Here is an 18,081-nt window from a genome sequence, read left to right as displayed (position 1 = left end):
TAGAAGTACCTAAAAATTAAAGAAAGAAAAATTTATGGATTTAAGAAGTGTATTACAGGGGCTAGTAAATGAACTTCTGCCGGGTCAACAAATGTCAGAGGAACATTTTGAGGAAATCTACCAAATAATTGAGGATAAGGTAGATAACGAACCTCCTCCTCGCTTTGCTTTTATTGGTGAAACAGGAGTAGGAAAATCCTCTACTCTCAATGCACTATTCAACGCAGGTTTAGAAGTTAGCCATATCGAAGCCTGTACACAAACAGCAAGAGGGATTGAAGTTAAATTCAACGAACTTGAAGGAGTTAATGGGGCATTAATCGCTTATGATATGCCAGGATTAGGTGAAAGTCGCCTTAAACAAAGAGAACATATTGCTCTATATGAAAACATTTTAAAAGATGTTGATGTAGCTTTATGGATTTTAGATGGTCAGAATAGAGCGATCGCCCAAATACAAGAATATCTCGAAGTTGAATTAAAATCAATTAATCCTAGACTTTTAGAAAGAATGGTTATCGCTTTAAACAAAGTAGATTTAGTGCATCCGGGTGAAACTCATTGGCATCCTTTAGCTAATTTACCTAGCGAAGAACAAGAAGAAAATATCAAAGGAAGAATCCGTGATGTTAAAAGAAAAATTCATGAAGTTCTTCCTAATTGGCGAGGAACAATTGTCGGCTATTCTGCTAACAGAAGATACAATTTACCTCATCTTTTTGATGCCATGATGGATGCTGTTCCTAATAAAAGACGATGGGTAGTTGCTTCGCGTAAAGCTTTAGCTGACTTTTTAGAATTAGTTGATCCTCAATTATTACCTCCAGAAAAAAGACGGGAAAGATTACAAAATCAACAACCTAGACCTTCAAAAATGTCAGATATTGTTGCCAATATGCCTCCTGAAGAATTTGCCAAATTATCAAGCGATAAAAAGGCTTTTGAAAAATGGCTAAAATCACAAGGATTGTAACAACAATAATTTTATTTTTTTCAATAAAAATCAACTAAAATGAGGACATTTGAAATGACACAATATGTGCCAGATGAGACATATATTCCTACGGAGGATTATAATCAGATCAAAGCCAGAGTTAAGAGACAAATTGATTCAATGAATGAAGCTGACTTAAGAACTATAGCTAAATCTGAAGCTAGTCTTAGAGCTTATCTTGCGGATGCCTTTAGATCTATTGCTGCACTTTTTGGTTATATCATTGGTCAAATTGTCGGTACTTTCAGAGATATGGGTAGAGGCATTAGTCGCGGTTGGCGAGCAGGATGGGAAGCAGGGTTGGGAGATTAACTAATTAGTGATTTGATTATGACTGAAAAATAAAAAATTAAAATCATGAGTGAATGGATGCCCTTACCTTTTCCAAAATGCCCAAGATGTCATGATTCTTGGGTTAAAAGTTATCATGATTGTTTTTCTAATGGTGAAGTTTTAGTTGAACCTTATCAAAGACAAGCAAAATGTTGCGGTTGTAGTAAACAATGGGATTTACTAAACAGTAATTTTAATTGCTCTTGTGGCTACACTTTCAGCGCATCAGAAGTAGAAAATGCTCTTTCAACAACACAGTTATTAAAACAACGTTTAATTCAAAAGCTGAACGAAATGGATAGTTTTGAAAGGAGTATTACAACTAAATCTCAAAGCTCTTTTAAACAATGGATTGGTAGTATTAGTTATGAAATAGGAAAGTTATTAGGAACAACAGCAAGTCAAGCTAAACAATTAATTGATAACTTTTTTGAAAAGTGGTCGTCTTAATTAGTTAATCTCAGCATATTATAGATATCTTACCTGATGATGTCCAAAAATCGGCTTTTGTTTGTGTAAGGAATGTAAACGTTGAGGTTTACCAGCGTTCATTCGCTTCCTCTCTTTTCAGGGAATGAAAGTTAGGAATCACAATAGGATTTGCTGTTAGTTTAGCAATAATTCCCGTCGTAGGAAAGCTTTTCGTTTTTTTCATAGATTCCGATTCTATAATAAGTTTTACGGTTTGACCTTCTGTTAATTGGAAATCAGCTAAGGGGCGAAAAACCCCGTTTTCAAAAACCGCATCAAAACTTTGTTGCATAATGAATTAGGTGATTATTTAACTGCTTGCTATTATAACCTATTTTATTGTAGGAGTGTTGAGAGTGCGATCGCTTTTGCTATTTTGTGCTAACATTAAATTTAATGCAAATTTAGTGCGAAGTCCCCAATCATGATTAATCTAAATCGAGATATTCAATCCCTCTCCACCTTTAAACGGAATACAAATGAAATGATTACCCAGATGAAAGAAACAGGTAATCCTATCGTTTTAACTGTTAATGGGAAAGCCGAATTAGTAGTACAAGATGCTGTATCTTATCAAAAATTACTAGATTTTATCGAGAAATTAGAAACTATTATTGGGATTAAAAAAGGATTAGAAGATATAGCAATAGGTGACACACAAACCCTAAATCAATTCATCGAAGAAATGCAGCAAAAACATGGAATTTCAAGTTAAATTAACCCGGAATGCTAAACTAGAAATAGAATCTGCTTATCTTTGGTTAAAAAATCTTAACCCTAATTATGCTGATCAATGGTTTAGAGATTTAATGAATACTATTGCTACTTTGCAAGATAAGCCAAAACGTTTTGCTTTAGCTAGAGAAAACGATGATTTTCCTGAAGAAATCAGACAAATTATTTATGGGAAATCAAGGAATAAATACCGGATTATTTTCACCATTCGAGAGGATATAGTTTATATTCTTTATCTTCGTCATAGCGCACAATCTTTAATTACTTTTAATCCCCTTGATCTGGAGTAAAATTATTAATGCGATCGCTTTTTATTTTAGGGTTGTTGAGGGTGCGATCGCTATATAACACCTTCAACAAAACTTCAACTTATCACTCTACCCAATTCTCTAAACTTAAACCCTCAACTCTCAATAGAACTCTTGCAAAATAATTTTATGGTATTATGGTAAGTTTTGCTCAATTTCATAAAATCCTAGAGACTAACCATTCTTCACAAACTTTTGCTAAAAACTCCATAAAATGGTAAAAATTGAAAGTGAATTAAGACAATAACTCTGCGATGAACACTCAATTTTATCTAAATTTGAAACCTCCTGAATTTAAACGGAGATTTGGTGTCAAGATTCAAACCTTTCAAGAAATGGTTAATGCCATAGAGCAGTTCAGGTTAGAACATCCTAAAGATAGGAGAGGACGTCACACCCACCTGACTCTCCAAGAGCAAGTTTTAGTAGCCTTGGAGTATTGGCGAGAATACAGAACATATTTTCATATTGGGACAAATTGGGGAGTATCAGAATCAACTATTTGCCGAATTGTTGCTAATATTGAATCAACTTTAATGAAAACAGGAAAGTTTCGGATTCCGGGAAAGAAAGCATTAATTCAAGATTCTGGCTACCCCGAAATCGTAGTGATGGATGTCACGGAAACGGCTATTGAAAGACCGAAAAAAAAACAGAAAAAATGTTACTCAGGAAAGAAAAAACATCACACGCTCAAAATTCAGTTAGTAATTGATCAAGAAACTAAACAGATTATTTGTACAGATTTTGGACAAGGACATTGCCACGATTTCAGCTTATTCAAAAAAAGCAAAATTCATTTTCACCCCCAAACTGATAGTTTACAAGATAGTGGCTATCAAGGGATTAAGGATTATCACTTGAATAGCTATGTACCCAAAAAGAAACCCAAAAATGGCAATCTTTCGGTCTTAGAAAAAGACTATAATCAAGCTTTGGCTCATCAACGAATTGTGATTGAACACGTTAATCGGAGCCTCAAAATTTTCAGGATCTTATCGAGTCGTTATCGAAATCGTCGTCGCCGTTATGGTCTTCGTTGTAATTTGTTGTCGGCCATTTATAATTATGAGTTGACACTCTTAGTCTGAAAGTGAAAATTTGTTATTATAGCATAGATTTTTTTTGCAAGAGGTCTAATAAATCACTATCATTAGAAACCAGAATTAAACCTTTAACAATAGCAGTCGCAGCAATTAAAATATCTTCTGTTTGGATCGGTAATCCTCTTAACCTTAAATTGGCATGAATTTCGGCTGCTTTCTCTAAAATTGCTAAATCATCTAATAAAATAATTTTATAATCTTGGCAAAATTCATTAAATCTCTCTAGTTGTTTAGTTGCTTTTACTGCAAATAATCCTCTTTTAATTTCAAAATAAGTAATGCAACTGATACAGAGTAATTCTTTTTGAGATTCTAATTGTTTGAGCTTTTCCTTAACTTTAAGATTATTTTTCAGGGATAAGGAAACAATATTAGTATCTAATAAATAACTCATACTCATCTATTTCCGTTTAATTACTTCATCAAAAATAGCCATTTGTTCAGGTGTTAATTCATTCAAGGTTCCCGCCACTGCTTCTGTCACCATAATCAGACTACAATGTTTCTTTAATTCCTGATCTGACATCGTGTTAAATTTTTCAAAAGGTAAGTTTTCTTGAAAGAGTTTAAATAACTCTTTAATCATTTCTGATTGATTCAGTTCTTCTTTAAATAAAGGACGTTCTTCCATTAAAATCGAAACAACTTGCTCAATTCTTTTGATCATGGATTCTTGTCTAACATCAGTTGATAACATATTGATTGCCTCCATTCAAATACAATTAGATAACCATTCTAATCTTAGCATATTACAGAAATCTTGCCCGATGATGTTCAAAGATATACTTTTGTTGGTGTAAGGGGTTTAGGAGAATTTGGAGTGTAAGGGAGTTAGGAGTGCGATCGCTGCTATAATATACACAGGTAACTTTAGGTTAGGAAAATATTATGAACTTAGTCACCTTAAATCAATCAGGATTTATTGAAATTCCCGAAATTATTAGACAACAATTTAAAAATCAAGAAGCCCAACAAGTGTGGTCAGGAAAGTTACCCGCTTTCCAATGTTGACGTAACTTAACCTCTGCTCTAACTAAAAGATGTTGATAATTTTCACTATTAATAGGTTCAATTTCTTGAATTGTTCCCTGATGTTTATCAAGATGAATCTTTCCTAAATGTTCAGAGTCACTTCCAAAATTATAAGTAACACCTTGCTCATCTTCGTTGACCTTAATTAACATTACATAAAAAGCCATAAAACATTCCTCTAAATAAAGTTTAAATTGATACTCATTAAGGAGTCCATGTTCTCCCTGACTTAATTGTAGCATTATGGGAAGTCCGATAATCAGTTTGAAATATTCCCTCAAAACGAGCTTCAAAATATTCATGCTTCAATAACCTTAGATCCTGATCATTATAATCTCCTTCTTGTAACCTAAACCAAGCATCAGCAATATCAGGATCAGGATCAAACAACCTGATACCATCATCTAATTGATGTTCTTTAAAAAATATATGTTCCTTAATTTTTGCAATTTTAACCTGAGAAAACCCCGTCTTTTCAGCAATTATCTGAATATCATTGGTTGCTCGTATTTTCTGGTAAGATTGTGGTGCATAAACCTCCCATCGGTTAAGATATTCATCAAGTTTACCACCAGTAAAACTAGATAAAATTCCCCGTTTTCTAATTCCAAATAAGACTAAAATTAGGATGATTATGAAAACAATAATAAAGTCAATAAATGTCATTTTTATCAGGAAACAATATTAGTATCTAATAAATAACTCATACTCATCTATTTCCGTTTAATTACTTCATCAAAAACAGTATCAGGAATAAAAATATTTTTATTTTTGAACAATTCTAAACTTTGTTGATACTGTAATTCATTATCTCTAGTAATAAATCTAACAATAATATTAGTATCAATAGCAATTATCAGGAGGAATTTTAACAGAACGCAAGAATGCAGCACTTTCTTCGGGTAAAGCGGTATTAATATACATTCCACTACCTAATTCAAATCCGGCGGATAAAGAAACCCGAGGAATTAAGGCAATATACCAATGGGAATAATCAGTGCGTTGTTCGGCGGTGGGAATGGAACGAATAGTATAATTATAATCGGGATTATTTAACCCATAGTAAAGTTTAGCTAGGACATTTTTTAAGGTTTTAGCTAAATCCAAGATTTCCACATCTGTAATTTCATCAAATGAGGAACTATGACGACGGGGAAAAATCCAAGTATGGAAGGGAGAAAGAGCGGCATAGGGAATAAAAGCAACGAAATGTTCACTGGTAAAAATAATCCGTTCTTGGGCTTCTAATTCTTCCTTTAAGGTGCGACAAAAAATACATTCTCCGGTATCATCATAATGACGAATTGCTTCCCTAACACGGTCACGCCATTGATAGGGAACAATGGGAATTGCAGCAATTTGGGAATGAGGATGTTCTAAAGAAGTTCCCGCTCCTTGACCATGATTTTTAAAGATAATAATAGTTTCTACCCGAGCATCTTTGCGAATATGAATATAACGTTGGCGATAAACTCGAATAATATTTGCTATATCTTTGATTTCCATTAACGCCATTGTTAAATCATGGCGAGGATGTTCAATTACTACTTCATGAAACCCAAACCCTGATAAAGAATGAAAAATACCATCGGTTTCTCGGACTCTTTCACCTTCAGGAGATAAAGCAGGATACTTATTAGAAACAACGCGAACTTTCCAGTTTAAATCATCCGATAACCGCAATATTTCTCGACCTCCAGTTAACAATTCATTCCCTGGACAAAAGGGACAATTAGAACGATATTCAGGAGTGGGAATAAGTTGGGTTTCAGTTTTAGTAAATTCATCGGGTCGTTTTGCCCTTTCGGTGGCAATAATTACCCAATCTCTGGTGATTAGATTCTGTCTGAGTTCAGTCATATAGAAGGGAACAGGGAACAGGGAACAGGGAATAGCCCCCCCAAACCCCCCGTGCACGCAGGGCTAGGGGGGGGAGGGAATAGGGAATAGGGAATAGGGAACGGATAACAGGGAACGGAGAACACCGGAGGAAAAGAGTATGTATTAGTCTTTGTCCTAACCGCACAGGCGCATTTGCTAATAAAAAGGATTGATTATTTTTTATGGCTGTTTAAACCTCTTTTTGTTCCTAGATAAACGGCAAAACTTCCTAACCAATGACTTCCGCCATAGAAATTACCAGATACAGGATTTAACCCGACTTGGTAATGAAGATTTGCTACAGTTTTCAAAGCGGGGATGCGGTTATCTGTTGGTAATAAACCAGAGATTATCCCTTCTAACATCCACGCCCGACTCAAGTTTAACCCATCAAAATGGGATTGTCCGTAATCTTCAGGATTATTAATAATAATCGGAGAAAACCAATCGGTTTCCAACTTTTGGGGAAGGTGGGGTAAAAAAATAGTTAACCATTCTCCAAATTCAAAATGCGGTAAAATCCGGCGCATTAAATCTGCTTCTGCTAGACAGGGAGAGAGAAAATCATCACCCAAGGGTTCACAATGGAGGGAATAATTGTAATCATGGTAATAAAATTTTTGGATTTTATGTGCAACTTCTTCTAATAATTTTTGATGCTGAGTTAAGGTTGCCCAATCCCAAATTAATCCCAATGCAAAAGCTGTTTGATTATGTAATCCGGTGCGGTTAGGATAGGATAAAGTTAATAACCATTTATGAATATTATTAATAATAACAGTTTTTAAAGGTTGTAAATATTCTAATAAGATTTTAGCTTGTTCGTCTTCCCATTCAGTCAATTCGGCTATTAATTGTAAAAACCAAGCTAACCCATAGGGACATTCAAATCGAGGCTGAGATTGTAAAAATTTGGCTTCTATTTTAATATGTTCTGGGGTAATATTTTTAGTTAAAATATCTCTAGCAAAAGACACAAAATCCCCATCGGGAAAATATTTAATTAACCGAGTTAACATCCAATGGTTATGAACCGCCGAATGCCAATCTAAACAGCCATAAAATGCCGGATTAAGTTGTCGATGGGGAATTAAATCCTGAGAACTTTCTAACCAATAATATTGAATATGAGGATATTCTTGTATAACACATTGCAAGCCAAACTGAGCAAATCGGTTAGCTAAATTTACCGGAAATATTTCTGATTCTAAATTCATGATTGGAATAGGGAACAGCCCCCCAAACCCCCCGTGCACGGGGGGCTAGAGGGGAGGGAACAGGGAATGGGGATAATACTTTTGACTGTTTCATAGTTGCACTCGTTGTTGCGCTCGTTGTTGCGCTCGTTGTTGCGCTTCAGCGCACTCCTAACAGCTAAATTGACATTATTTAGGACTAGCGGAAGGTGTAGGAATGGGTTGAGGTGTAGGAGGTTTAGGAGGTGTTTGCGGAATTTCTGGGGGAAGTTTCCACTCCTCTATGGGACGATTAATAGTTGATAAAATATCATTAGAAATCACCAAAATATTGACTTCCTTTGTAGAAGTTTGGGGGGAATCAATTTGAGCATATAAAGAATCTCCGCGAAAATCATTTTTCCCTAAACTTAATTTATAGATTGTATTATTTTTAAGTTTAATTTCTATTTTATCCGTAACCGTATCTAACCCATAATCCTTAAGTTTTTCTGTAGAAACCGTTAATTTCTGAATCCCTGAGTTAATATCCGAGGGATTACTTTGATTTTTAAATAGTTCTCTAAGCAAATAATCTACCGAAGCCGGATTAGCCAAAAATTGTATTGGTGCGGTGATTTTCCAAGGAGATTTTTTCAACTCATCGGCGTTAGTCACCCGTTCCAAAGTAACAGTTTGTTGGGGAGTTGTAATAGTAAAGAATTGAATCTCATTCTTAGGAAAAGAAAAAATTTGTTGTTGTTTAGCCTGAATTTCCTGCTGTTGTGTTTTCCCATGAATTTCAAATACATAAACAGCCCCGGTCAAACCCAAAGCTAAACCCATTAAAATTAATGTTGAACGTTGAAATTTCATCAGTTATTAGTTATTAGTTATTAGTAGAGACGTGCGGTGAGCGCAGCGATGCCGTAGGCTATTGGCGCGTCTGTACCAGTTATTAGTTATCAGTTATCGGAAATATTAACTCTTACAGCAGTCGCCAGACCTATTAGGACAAAGAGTGATGCAGCAAAGCTAGACGGTGAAGTCTTTTCCTCCGAGATCCGGCGTTCCCAGATCCGGCGTTCCCTGCTATACTGATAACTGATAACTGTTTACTGATAACTGATTACTCCGTGGGCGTAGGATCAAAACGCTCAATTTTAGCACCCAATTGTCGGAGTTTAGCTTCCAATTGTTCATAACCCCGATCCAGATGTTTTAATCCCTGAATCGTCGTTTCTCCTTCAGCAGCTAAGGCGGCAAGAACTAAAGCAGCCGAAGCGCGTAAATCCGTCGCTGTGACCGGAGCACCCGATAGCAAAGGAACACCTCGGACTAAAACCGTATTCCCCTTCACCTGAATATCAGCACCCATGCGACTGAGTTCAGGAACATGACCAAAACGATTTTCAAATACCGTTTCACTGATCAAACTATTGCCTTCACACAGCGTTAATAGCGCCATAAAGGGGGCTTGCATATCAGTAGGGAAGCCTGGATAGGGTAGGGTTTTAATATCCGTCGCCTTTAGTTGTTCTCCGGGGAGAATGCTTAAATGGTTTAGCCCTTCCATGCGGATTTTCACCCCCATAGTTTTGAGTTTAGCCAGTACAGGACTCAAATGTTCTGGAATAATCGGCGATAGGTTGATTTCACAACCTGTAATCGCCCCAGCTATTAAAAAAGTTCCGGCTTCTATTCGGTCAGGAATAATCGAATAATCCGCAGAATGTAGACTCGGAACTCCAGAAATCACAATTGTTTTGCTACCAGCCCCATGAATTCTGGCTCCCATCGCCCGGCAGAAATTCGCTAAATCGATAACTTCCGGTTCTTGAGCCGCATTTTCAATGATGGTTTCCCCATCCGCTAGGGTGGCCGCCATCATCAAAGTTTCCGTCGCCCCGACACTGGGATAATCCAGATAGATGCGAGCACCCTTGAGCCGACGATTCGCCCCAGCTACATGAGCATGAACAATCCCATGTTCGATGTGTACTTCCGCGCCCATGGATTGAAGTCCACGAACATGAAGATCCACAGGTCTAGCACCAATGGCACATCCCCCAGGTAAGGGAACCCGGGCTATCCCTAAACGAGCCAATATTGGCCCAATGGCAAAGAAACTCGCCCGTAGTTGGCTCACCAGTTCATAGGGGGCTTGTGATTCTGATAACTCACCCGCCTTAATGTCAATGATGTCGCCCTGGCGGTCAATCTTGACACCCAGAGTCATGAGAATCTCACTCATGCTATTAACATCAGCTAAAGAGGGAACATTCCGTAGCCGACAATCTTCGGAACAGAGTAATGCACCCGCCATTAGGACTAAAGCAGAATTCTTAGCTCCGCTAATCGGAACATGACCTCGTAGGGGTTGACGTCCCCAAATTTTAAGACTGGACTGGTTAGCGTGGGACGCAGTTGAAACATTCGATGAACGTATAGCTAGTGTAATGGGTCTATCCTCCAAAAATGGTTTGTACGTTTACGATACTTAGATTTTTTGTTCTGATTCTACCTAAAAGATTCTAAATGTCTAGGGGTTAGACAAATTTTATGTCCCTTATAAACCCGAAATCAGGCCTTGGAAGGGTTTTATAGGAATATCATTCTTGGTATAGCAAAAGTCTTATCGATCTTTAAATCCAGTGTAAAAATCTAATTAAGACTTAGGAGAAATCAGAATTTATGGAAATTGGTATTCCCAAAGAAATCAAGGATCAGGAATTTAGAGTGGGCTTGAATCCTGATAGTGTCAGGGTTTGCACGGAACGAGGTCATCAAGTTTTTGTAGAAACAGGTGCAGGGGAGGGTTCGGGGTTTAGCGATCGCGATTATACACGAGCCGGAGCCACAATCGTTAATTCTGCGACCGATGCCTGGAGTCGGGAACTTGTGGTTAAAGTCAAAGAACCTTTACCCGCCGAATATGGCTTAATTCAAAAAAATCAACTGTTGTTTACCTATCTGCATCTGGCGGCTAATCGAGAACTCACAGAACAATTAATTACAAGTGGTGTCCAGGCGATCGCCTATGAAACCGTAGAACTTCCTGACGGTCGATTACCTTTATTAACGCCCATGAGTATCATCGCCGGACGTTTATCAATTCAGTTTGGCTCCCGTTATTTGGAACGACAACAGGGCGGGAGAGGGGTACTTTTAGCCGGAATTCCTGGGGTAAAAGCCGGAAAAGTTGTGATTTTAGGCGGGGGAATAGTCGGGACTGAAGCAGCAAGAATTGCAATCGGAATGGGGGCAAAAGTTCAAATTTTAGATGTGAATTTGGATCGGTTAGCTTATTTAGAAACAGTCTTTGGATCGAGTGTGGAATTACTCTATAGTCATCCCTCTCAAATTGAAGAAAGTGTTCCCGAAGCTGATTTATTAATTGGTGCGGTTTTAATCCTAGGAAAACGCGCTCCTAAGTTAGTTTCTCGTAATTTAGTCGCCCAAATGCGCCCCGGTTCTGTGATTGTCGATGTGGCGGTAGATCAAGGGGGATGTATTGAAACCCTCCGTCCGACCTCCCACACTAATCCTACCTATATTGAGGAAGGTATCGTTCATTATGGTGTTCCCAATATGCCTGGGGCTGTGCCTTGGACAGCAACCCAAGCCTTAAATAATAGTACATTACCTTATGTTATTCAGTTAGCAGATAAGGGACTCAAGGCTTTAGAAATAAATCCGGTTTTAGCCAAAGGATTAAATGTGGAAAATCATCATTTAGTTCATCCTGCTGTTAGGGAAGTTTTCCCTGATTTAGTTTAATTCCTCTGCTGGGCGAGGAGACCTCGCCCCTACACCCCTACTTGTTTTAAAACTGTTAAAGGATTATAGGATTTAAGTGCGTGCAGTTGTTCGGAATTTTTAACTAATAACCCCCCGGCAAATCCTAAAGAATTAATCGAAATTCCCTCAAATTTTTCTTGAGATCGAGGAACAATCATCATCCAATTTCGAGTAGCTAATAAATTATAAGCCCCAGATTGAAAGGGATTATCCCTGACGGATAAACCCACTTTTGCTAATAGCTCAAAATACAATTCTAAGGTAAAAATAGCTGCTTCTGATAGGTGATTAATCCAGTCAGGGTTAAAAGTCGCGATCGCATGAACAAAAGGAAATTCAGGAATTATACCAATAGAATTATTAAACTGTACAGAAGCGATCGCTGGTTCAATCGGAAGATTAATTCCATCTGGGACTAATGGAAACGGAACTAATTGTAAATGTTTATGACGCTGACTCGCCCCGGCTAATTTTCCCCCATTATAAAAAACTAAACCATCAATTTCGGCTAAACTCAGCCACATCGCCTCAAAATCTGCCTGGGTTAGCCAAGTTTCCTGTTCTTCAAATTGTCGAGTAATGATTAATAAATGATAATCAACAACATTAAATTTATTCAGTAAACATAAATGAGTTTCTGACAAATTACCTACAAATAAATCCTGTTCATAAGGCAGAAATGGATTAAACTCCTTACCGGATTTAGCTAATTTTTTTTGCTGTTTTTTCTTGGCTTTCTGCTTTCGAGCTAAGTTAGACAGAATTCTCACCAAAAACTGAATACTTCCCGCCTCTATAAAATCATATTCCGTTGGAATTGATTGTAAAGCGTCACAGTTGAGAGCCAATTCGGTTTGAGTGATTATCCGTTGCCATAATGTACCCGATGGTAACATCAAGTTAGCAGTTGTTGTACTGATCATTTCAGTGTAGGCTATAGCCTAGATTACAATCTTCTTTTTTTATCCTACAGGAGTTAGGGAAACAAGAAACAAGAAGATCCAGCGATTGAAATCGTGGCTACACAAACGAAGTCCGCCTGCGCGGACTATTAACCTCCTTTGCGGCGAGGGTTTGTTCTTCGATTAACCTCCTTTGATCAAGGGTTTAAAACCCGCGCAGGCGGGTTTTGTTTGTGTAGCCACGGTTTCAACCGATGGATCACTGGATCTTTAGGGGTGGGAGTGTCAAAAACCCAGAGAATTTGATATTTTAGGAATCGGGGTAACTTTGGCTTTTGGTTTCCAATCATATTCCATATATTGAGCCGTTTTTAAAGCCTTACTATCCCCCAAAAGTTTAGCCACAACATAAAGAGACATATCAATTCCTGCCGAAATTCCCGCCGCCGTAATAATTTTTCCATTATCAACAAATCGTTGATTATCAACAACAGTGGTTTGGGGTGCCATCGCCTGTAATTGATCTAATGCTTGATGATGAGTTGTCGCTACTAAACCATCTAATAAACCGACTTTTGCTAACAGTAAAGCACCCGTACAAACTGATAAAATTAACTCGGCATGATATCCTTTAGATTGAATCCAAGCTAGAATTTGCAGTTGATTCAGAGCCTCTCTAGTCCCTATACCACCAGGAATAATAATAATATCGGGAGGAGGACTATCTAATAGAGTACAATCTGGATTAAAGCTCAAACCATAATGGCATTGAACTGAATTTAAGGTTTCTGCGACTAGAAACACATTAAAAGGTTGATCCTCATTAATTTCTGATGTAATCGAAAATACCTCAAAAGGGCCGATAAAATCTAATAGTTGCACCCCATTAAAAATTAAAATAGCAACATTTGTTTGAGTCATGGGTCAGTAATCCTAAATGAAACGGGATAAAAGGTTAAAATATGTTAAAAAGGTGTCTTAATCTCCAAAATATTATTCTGGTTATTCTGATCACTCTAGGAATTGGGCTAGGTTGGAATAATTTAACTTTAGCACAAGGTTCTACCACTCAACTTGAATATCGGATGAGCCGCCTAGAATCACAAGTATCTCAACTAATTGGACAGATTAATAGTCTGCAATATCAAGCGTCAGGTACAACGGTGATCCAGGTTAAACCCGATCCAACAAATCCTACTCCCGAACTCAAAAATCCCTTGATGTCCGGTGATCCGATGTTTGATCGGTTAGCAACATTAGTGATTGAAACCAAGCAAGATGTCCAAGAACTTCAGAAACAAATAGCGGAGTTAAAAGCGCAATTAGAAACTCAATAATTTAGGGTTAAAATTAGTAAGCTAATAATTCATAAAAAAATAGGTGCTGCCATGATCTGAGGAGTTAAAGATGTTCTCCTCATCTTAGAAGATTGATCAAGAGCAGCACAGTCTTTAAAAATTGATGATGTTTAAATTACACAATGATACCGAAATAGTAAGCGGCAACTAAAAAGTTAATTCCTAACAGAAGAATTGCCCAAAATGCACGAAAGGTATAAGAGCCACTGGATGTTTGAGTTTTGGTAGCCATATTTGGTTCCTAAATACAATGATTCAATTAAACCACAGAAGCAACTGCATCGGGATCGGACTCTCCAGCATGATAGGAACTCCGCACTAATGGCCCAGAGCGGACGTGAGCAAACCCGATTTTGGTGGCGATCGCTCCCAAATACTGAAATTCCTCTGGTGTCCAATATTTTCGCACGGGAAGATGTTTCAGGGACGGACGCATATATTGACCCAGGGTAATTCGGTCACATCCAGCTTCCCGTAAATCTTCCAGGGTTTGAATAATTTCGGCTTCGGTTTCTCCATGTCCTAACATTAAGCCGGATTTTGTCGGAATGCGGGGATCAAGTTGTTTCACAATTCTTAATACATCCAGCGATCGCCCATACTTAGCCCCCCTTCTCACTGGTGCTTGCAGTCTTTGGACTGTTTCGACATTATGGTTATAACAGGCAGGTTCCGCTCCAACTACGGTGGCAATCCGTTGATATTGGAGTTCTTGGAGATTACCGCCCCCTTGACCGCCCCAAAAATCCGCCGTCAGGACTTCAATCTGGGTTTCGGGGTTAAGCTGTCGAATTCTGTCCATTGTCGCCACGAACCACCGGGCCCCCCCATCGGCCAAATCATCCCGCGCCACGGAAGTTAAGACCACATAGCCTAACCCTAAAATTTGTACAGCTTCGGCCACTTTTTGGGGTTCTTCGGGATCAAGGGGCATCGGTGCATGACCCTTATCCACTTGACAAAAGCCACAGGAGCGGGTACAAGTCGGCCCCATTAATAAAAATGTTGCGGTTTTCTGGGCATAACATTCCCCCCGGTTGGGACAACGACCTTCCTCACAAATCGTATGAATTTGGCGCTGTTTGATAATCCGTTGTACAGAGGATAATTCACTGGCCTTACCGATGGGACGACGTAACCAGGCCGGGATAGGTTCAATGGCATTTTGATCCCGATCACGATAAGATTGTTCTAGTGCTAAATCAGAAGGGGCGGACATATTCAAGTTCCGTTGTTATTTTGGCTTCTTCTCAGATTAATCTAGTTATGTATTCTAAAGATGCAGGTCTTTTTAATCATTGGATCACTTTAACCCAATATAATAATAGTTAACGCATCATTATCGTTATGGGAGTTAGTTGTGGCAGGTCGGAAAATACTGGTTATTGATGATAGTAAAGTAATTAGAGTTCGAGTCAGAGAAATGTTACCCCCTGGTAACTTTGAGGTATTAGAAGCCAAAGATGGCAAAGAAGGACTCGAATTCGTGCAAAAAGAACATCCCAATTTAATTATGCTGGATTTCCTCCTGCCTAAGTTAAGTGGCTGGGATGTGTTTCAGCGAATTCAAGCGGATGAAACCTTGCGGCGCATTCCCCTTGTCCTGATGTCGGGACGGAAGGAAGAAGTCACCGAAAAAATTTCTGAACCCTTTCAATATTTTGAATTTATTGAAAAGCCCTTTGAGAAGAATCAACTAATTTCTGCAATTAAATTGGCCTTCCAAAAAGCCAATCTCCCCCGGCCACCCCTATCCACCCCTGGAACTCCTGCACCGACTTCTGCACCTGCTCCTCAAGTTTCTCCTGCTGGAGACGCGACGGATATTGCAGCAATTAAGGCTCAAATGGATACAATGCAGGCGGAACTGGATGCCTTGAAAAAACAAGTGTTGCAACTGAAAAGATTCATTCAGGGGAAATTAAAGTAGAAATATTGACAGTTGACTGTTGATAGTTGACTGTTAATAGTTGACCGACAACTGATCAGAAATATGATACTGGATGCTTCATTTTTGACCCAATTAAACGCCGCAATGGATTCATTATTAAAACGAATGAATCTATTTTCCCAGGCGCGGGTTTTGGTGGTAGGGGATTTAACTTTAGATGAATTTTTGACAGGTCAAGTGGAACGTTTATCCCGTGAAGCTCCGGTATTAATTCTCCGTCATGAACATACCCATCAAATTCCTGGGGGGGGTGCGAATGCGGTTTACAATTTGGCAAAATTAGGGGCATCGGTAAAGGTTGCTGGACTGGTGGGAAATGATGATCAAGGAATTGCCCTTTGTGGAATTTTTGAACAGGCGGGAATTGATATTGGGGGAATTTTTATTGATCCCAACCGTCCCACGGTAACGAAAACTCGGATTTCGGGTCATGCTCGTCAATCTGTTACCCAACAAATTGTTAGAGTTGATCGCAAATCTGACGAATTACCGGATATTAAATTACAGTTAAAATTAGCTGAATATATTAGTGAAAATATTGATACTGTAGATGCGGTGGTTTGTTCAGATTATGGGGATGGAGTTTTAACCCAATTGGTAATTGAATCGGCATTAAAAGCTCCTTTAACTATTGTTGATACTCAAAAAGATTTACCTAGATTTACGGGTGCAACTTTGTTTACTCCTAACCTTCCTGAAGCGGAAAAAGCTGTGGGATATTCGATTAAAAATCAGCAAACTTTACAACAGGCGGGACAGGATTTATTAAGATTAACTCAAGCCAATTCCATGTTAATTACACGCGGCGAGGAAGGAATGAGTTTGTTTGAGGGAGAAAAACAATTTCAAATCCCACCTTTTAATCGCACGGATGTTTTTGATGTTACCGGGGCTGGGGATACGGTCGTGGCGGCTTTAACCTTGGGTTTATGTACGGGTTCATCGTTGTGGGAATCGGCAGTTTTAGGGAATTTAGCCGCTAGTTTAGTCGTGCGTCAATTTGGAACAGCAACAACAACAATTGAGGAAATGAAAGAGGCTTTGCGATCGCTTTTAAATCCAGAATAATCAATAGGGATCACGGATTTAAGAGGATTTCACGGATTTCACGGATTTTAATCTGTGTTAATCTGCGTAATTCTCTTAAATCCGTGATGGGTAATGGGTAATGGGTAATAAACTGATAACTGGTAAGTAAGGGCGGCTTGGTGTTAGATATTTGTTAATCACCGCGCATCTCGATGAACCCGCCCCTACAAATGATAATGCTTGACAAATATTGATTTTAAGATAAGATTCTGGGGAACCGATATTTATAGGAAAGCGAATGTTAACCCAAGATCAGCCTTTAACTGAAACGGTATTTCTGGCTAAACTCAACGAAATTATTGAAAGTAATCACCTGCTCAAGCACCCCTTTTATCAAATGTGGACGGAAGGGAAGCTGACATTAACCATGTTACAAGAGTATGCCCAGGAATATTATTTGCACGTTCATAACTTCCCCACCTATGTCAGTGCCACCCATGCGGCTTGTGATGACATCAACATTCGCAAAATGTTATTAGAAAACCTGATTGAAGAAGAACGGGGCTCGGCCCATCATCCCGAATTATGGTTACAGTTTGCAGAAGGTTTAGGAGTAGAACGGAGTGCTGTTCTTGACCGTCAACCTTTAAATAAAACCCAAGAATCTGTTAAAATTCTGAAAAAATTATCGCGTAGTGAAGAAGCAGAAAAAGGGTTGGCCGCACTCTATGCTTATGAATCCCAATTTCCTGAAGTTTCTACCACAAAAATTGCCGGATTAGAAGAATTTTATGGTATTAAAGAAGAATCAGCTTTATCCTTTTTTAAAGTTCATGAAAAAGCTGATGAAATCCATAGTCAAATGACTCGTAAAGCCTTGTTACAACTGTGTCAAACCACCGAACAACAACGAGCCGCATTAGACTCCGTACAAACAGCCGTTGATGCGTTTAACTTGCTTTTAGACGGTGTTTATGAAGAATATTGTCAGAATTAAAATTTTAG

24 protein-coding genes are annotated in these 18,081 nt (G+C 38.4%); 11 read left to right on the top strand and 13 right to left on the bottom strand.

Going from position 1 to position 18,081, the window contains the following annotated elements:
* Nucleotides 1-34 precede the first annotated feature (34 nt).
* Genes NMG86_RS22040 through NMG86_RS22030 form a run of 3 tightly spaced genes read left to right on the top strand, consistent with a single transcriptional unit; the run spans nucleotide 35 to nucleotide 1,777 of the window.
* Nucleotides 35-973: a GTPase family protein gene (locus NMG86_RS22040; protein ID WP_026796520.1), complete on the top strand. Its 939-nt coding sequence runs from the start codon at nucleotides 35-37 to the stop codon at nucleotides 971-973.
* Nucleotides 974-1,027: 54 nt separating this feature from the next.
* Nucleotides 1,028-1,306: a hypothetical protein gene (locus NMG86_RS22035; protein WP_026796519.1), complete on the top strand. Its 279-nt coding sequence runs from the start codon at nucleotides 1,028-1,030 to the stop codon at nucleotides 1,304-1,306.
* A gap of 45 nt (nucleotides 1,307-1,351) precedes the next feature.
* Entirely contained in the window at nucleotides 1,352-1,777 is a 426-nt protein-coding gene (locus tag NMG86_RS22030) for a hypothetical protein (RefSeq protein ID WP_026796518.1), read from the top strand.
* An 88-nt stretch (nucleotides 1,778-1,865) separates the two neighbouring features.
* Here the strand turns inward: NMG86_RS22030 and NMG86_RS22025 are convergent, their stop codons facing one another.
* A complete protein-coding gene (locus NMG86_RS22025; protein WP_199918586.1) occupies nucleotides 1,866-2,090 on the bottom strand; it encodes an antitoxin family protein in 225 nt (74 codons plus the stop codon).
* Nucleotides 2,091-2,222: 132 nt separating this feature from the next.
* On the opposite strand from NMG86_RS22025, the gene NMG86_RS22020 reads away from it, so the two are divergent.
* The 3 genes from NMG86_RS22020 to NMG86_RS22010 all read left to right on the top strand — a co-directional run bounded on the left by NMG86_RS22020 (nucleotide 2,223) and on the right by NMG86_RS22010 (nucleotide 3,932).
* Complete coding sequence (locus tag NMG86_RS22020) at nucleotides 2,223-2,513, top strand: type II toxin-antitoxin system Phd/YefM family antitoxin (RefSeq protein ID WP_026796516.1); 291 nt, start codon at nucleotides 2,223-2,225, stop codon at nucleotides 2,511-2,513.
* Nucleotides 2,497-2,823, top strand: a complete 327-nt coding sequence (locus NMG86_RS22015) for a type II toxin-antitoxin system RelE/ParE family toxin (RefSeq protein WP_026787700.1) — start codon at nucleotides 2,497-2,499, stop codon at nucleotides 2,821-2,823. Before NMG86_RS22020 ends, NMG86_RS22015 begins: the two co-directional genes overlap by 17 nt.
* A 272-nt stretch (nucleotides 2,824-3,095) precedes the next feature.
* On the top strand, nucleotides 3,096-3,932 hold the full coding sequence (locus NMG86_RS22010) for an IS5 family transposase (protein WP_499075602.1): 837 nt from the start codon (nucleotides 3,096-3,098) through the stop codon (nucleotides 3,930-3,932).
* Nucleotides 3,933-3,948: 16 nt separating this feature from the next.
* Here the strand turns inward: NMG86_RS22010 and NMG86_RS22005 are convergent, their stop codons facing one another.
* The 8 genes from NMG86_RS22005 to murA form a co-directional block, all read right to left on the bottom strand.
* Nucleotides 3,949-4,341 (bottom strand): type II toxin-antitoxin system VapC family toxin, encoded by a 393-nt coding sequence (locus NMG86_RS22005; RefSeq protein WP_087882126.1) that lies wholly within the window; start codon nucleotides 4,339-4,341, stop codon nucleotides 3,949-3,951.
* A 6-nt stretch (nucleotides 4,342-4,347) separates the two neighbouring features.
* Nucleotides 4,348-4,644 (bottom strand): hypothetical protein, encoded by a 297-nt coding sequence (locus NMG86_RS22000; RefSeq protein WP_026796515.1) that lies wholly within the window; start codon nucleotides 4,642-4,644, stop codon nucleotides 4,348-4,350.
* A 262-nt stretch (nucleotides 4,645-4,906) separates the two neighbouring features.
* On the bottom strand, nucleotides 4,907-5,146 hold the full coding sequence (locus NMG86_RS21995; RefSeq protein ID WP_026787697.1) for a hypothetical protein: 240 nt from the start codon (nucleotides 5,144-5,146) through the stop codon (nucleotides 4,907-4,909).
* A 37-nt stretch (nucleotides 5,147-5,183) separates the two neighbouring features.
* Nucleotides 5,184-5,645, bottom strand: a complete 462-nt coding sequence (locus NMG86_RS21990) for a hypothetical protein (protein WP_199918582.1) — start codon at nucleotides 5,643-5,645, stop codon at nucleotides 5,184-5,186.
* Between the two features lie 177 nt (nucleotides 5,646-5,822).
* On the bottom strand, nucleotides 5,823-6,839 hold the full coding sequence (gene galT, locus NMG86_RS21985; RefSeq protein ID WP_026787695.1) for a galactose-1-phosphate uridylyltransferase: 1,017 nt from the start codon (nucleotides 6,837-6,839) through the stop codon (nucleotides 5,823-5,825).
* 194 nt (nucleotides 6,840-7,033) lie between these two features.
* Entirely contained in the window at nucleotides 7,034-8,077 is a 1,044-nt protein-coding gene (locus tag NMG86_RS21980) for a DUF2891 domain-containing protein (protein WP_026787694.1), read from the bottom strand.
* A gap of 168 nt (nucleotides 8,078-8,245) precedes the next feature.
* On the bottom strand, nucleotides 8,246-8,911 hold the full coding sequence (locus NMG86_RS21975) for a DUF4340 domain-containing protein (RefSeq protein ID WP_026787693.1): 666 nt from the start codon (nucleotides 8,909-8,911) through the stop codon (nucleotides 8,246-8,248).
* Nucleotides 8,912-9,164: 253 nt separating this feature from the next.
* On the bottom strand, nucleotides 9,165-10,511 hold the full coding sequence (gene murA, locus NMG86_RS21970) for a UDP-N-acetylglucosamine 1-carboxyvinyltransferase (protein ID WP_026796514.1): 1,347 nt from the start codon (nucleotides 10,509-10,511) through the stop codon (nucleotides 9,165-9,167).
* Nucleotides 10,512-10,729: 218 nt separating this feature from the next.
* On the opposite strand from murA, the gene ald reads away from it, so the two are divergent.
* A complete protein-coding gene (gene ald / locus NMG86_RS21965) occupies nucleotides 10,730-11,815 on the top strand; it encodes an alanine dehydrogenase (protein WP_026796513.1) in 1,086 nt (361 codons plus the stop codon).
* 29 nt (nucleotides 11,816-11,844) lie between these two features.
* Here the strand turns inward: ald and NMG86_RS21960 are convergent, their stop codons facing one another.
* Together NMG86_RS21960 and NMG86_RS21955 are read right to left on the bottom strand one after the other, a co-directional pair.
* Entirely contained in the window at nucleotides 11,845-12,732 is an 888-nt protein-coding gene (locus NMG86_RS21960; protein ID WP_199918616.1) for an ATP adenylyltransferase family protein, read from the bottom strand.
* A gap of 291 nt (nucleotides 12,733-13,023) precedes the next feature.
* Nucleotides 13,024-13,659, bottom strand: a complete 636-nt coding sequence (locus NMG86_RS21955; protein WP_043937741.1) for a DJ-1/PfpI family protein — start codon at nucleotides 13,657-13,659, stop codon at nucleotides 13,024-13,026.
* Nucleotides 13,660-13,700: 41 nt separating this feature from the next.
* Between NMG86_RS21955 and NMG86_RS21950 the strand changes: the two genes are divergently transcribed.
* Complete coding sequence (locus NMG86_RS21950) at nucleotides 13,701-14,075, top strand: hypothetical protein (protein WP_026787689.1); 375 nt, start codon at nucleotides 13,701-13,703, stop codon at nucleotides 14,073-14,075.
* 136 nt (nucleotides 14,076-14,211) lie between these two features.
* On the opposite strand, the gene psaX is transcribed toward NMG86_RS21950, so the two are convergent.
* Nucleotides 14,212-14,328, bottom strand: a complete 117-nt coding sequence (psaX, locus tag NMG86_RS21945; protein WP_071782595.1) for a photosystem I protein PsaX — start codon at nucleotides 14,326-14,328, stop codon at nucleotides 14,212-14,214.
* A gap of 27 nt (nucleotides 14,329-14,355) precedes the next feature.
* Complete coding sequence (lipA, locus tag NMG86_RS21940) at nucleotides 14,356-15,315, bottom strand: lipoyl synthase (protein ID WP_026796512.1); 960 nt, start codon at nucleotides 15,313-15,315, stop codon at nucleotides 14,356-14,358.
* A gap of 141 nt (nucleotides 15,316-15,456) precedes the next feature.
* Here lipA and NMG86_RS21935 point away from each other — a divergent pair, with 141 nt between their 5' ends.
* The 3 genes from NMG86_RS21935 (at nucleotide 15,457) to NMG86_RS21925 (ending at nucleotide 18,073) form a co-directional block, all read left to right on the top strand.
* Nucleotides 15,457-16,026, top strand: coding sequence for a response regulator (locus NMG86_RS21935; protein ID WP_026787687.1), 570 nt, complete (start codon nucleotides 15,457-15,459; stop codon nucleotides 16,024-16,026).
* 63 nt (nucleotides 16,027-16,089) lie between these two features.
* Nucleotides 16,090-17,115, top strand: a complete 1,026-nt coding sequence (locus NMG86_RS21930; RefSeq protein ID WP_026796511.1) for a bifunctional heptose 7-phosphate kinase/heptose 1-phosphate adenyltransferase — start codon at nucleotides 16,090-16,092, stop codon at nucleotides 17,113-17,115.
* A 259-nt stretch (nucleotides 17,116-17,374) separates the two neighbouring features.
* Entirely contained in the window at nucleotides 17,375-18,073 is a 699-nt protein-coding gene (locus NMG86_RS21925; RefSeq protein WP_026796510.1) for a CADD family putative folate metabolism protein, read from the top strand.
* Nucleotides 18,074-18,081 lie beyond the last annotated feature (8 nt).

This window comes from Planktothrix rubescens CCAP 1459/22 (assembly GCA_904830895.1).
GTDB lineage: Bacteria > Cyanobacteriota > Cyanobacteriia > Cyanobacteriales > Microcoleaceae > Planktothrix > Planktothrix agardhii.
The sequence above is the reverse complement of the archived record's forward strand: the minus strand, read 5'-3'. Positions and strand labels throughout refer to the sequence as shown.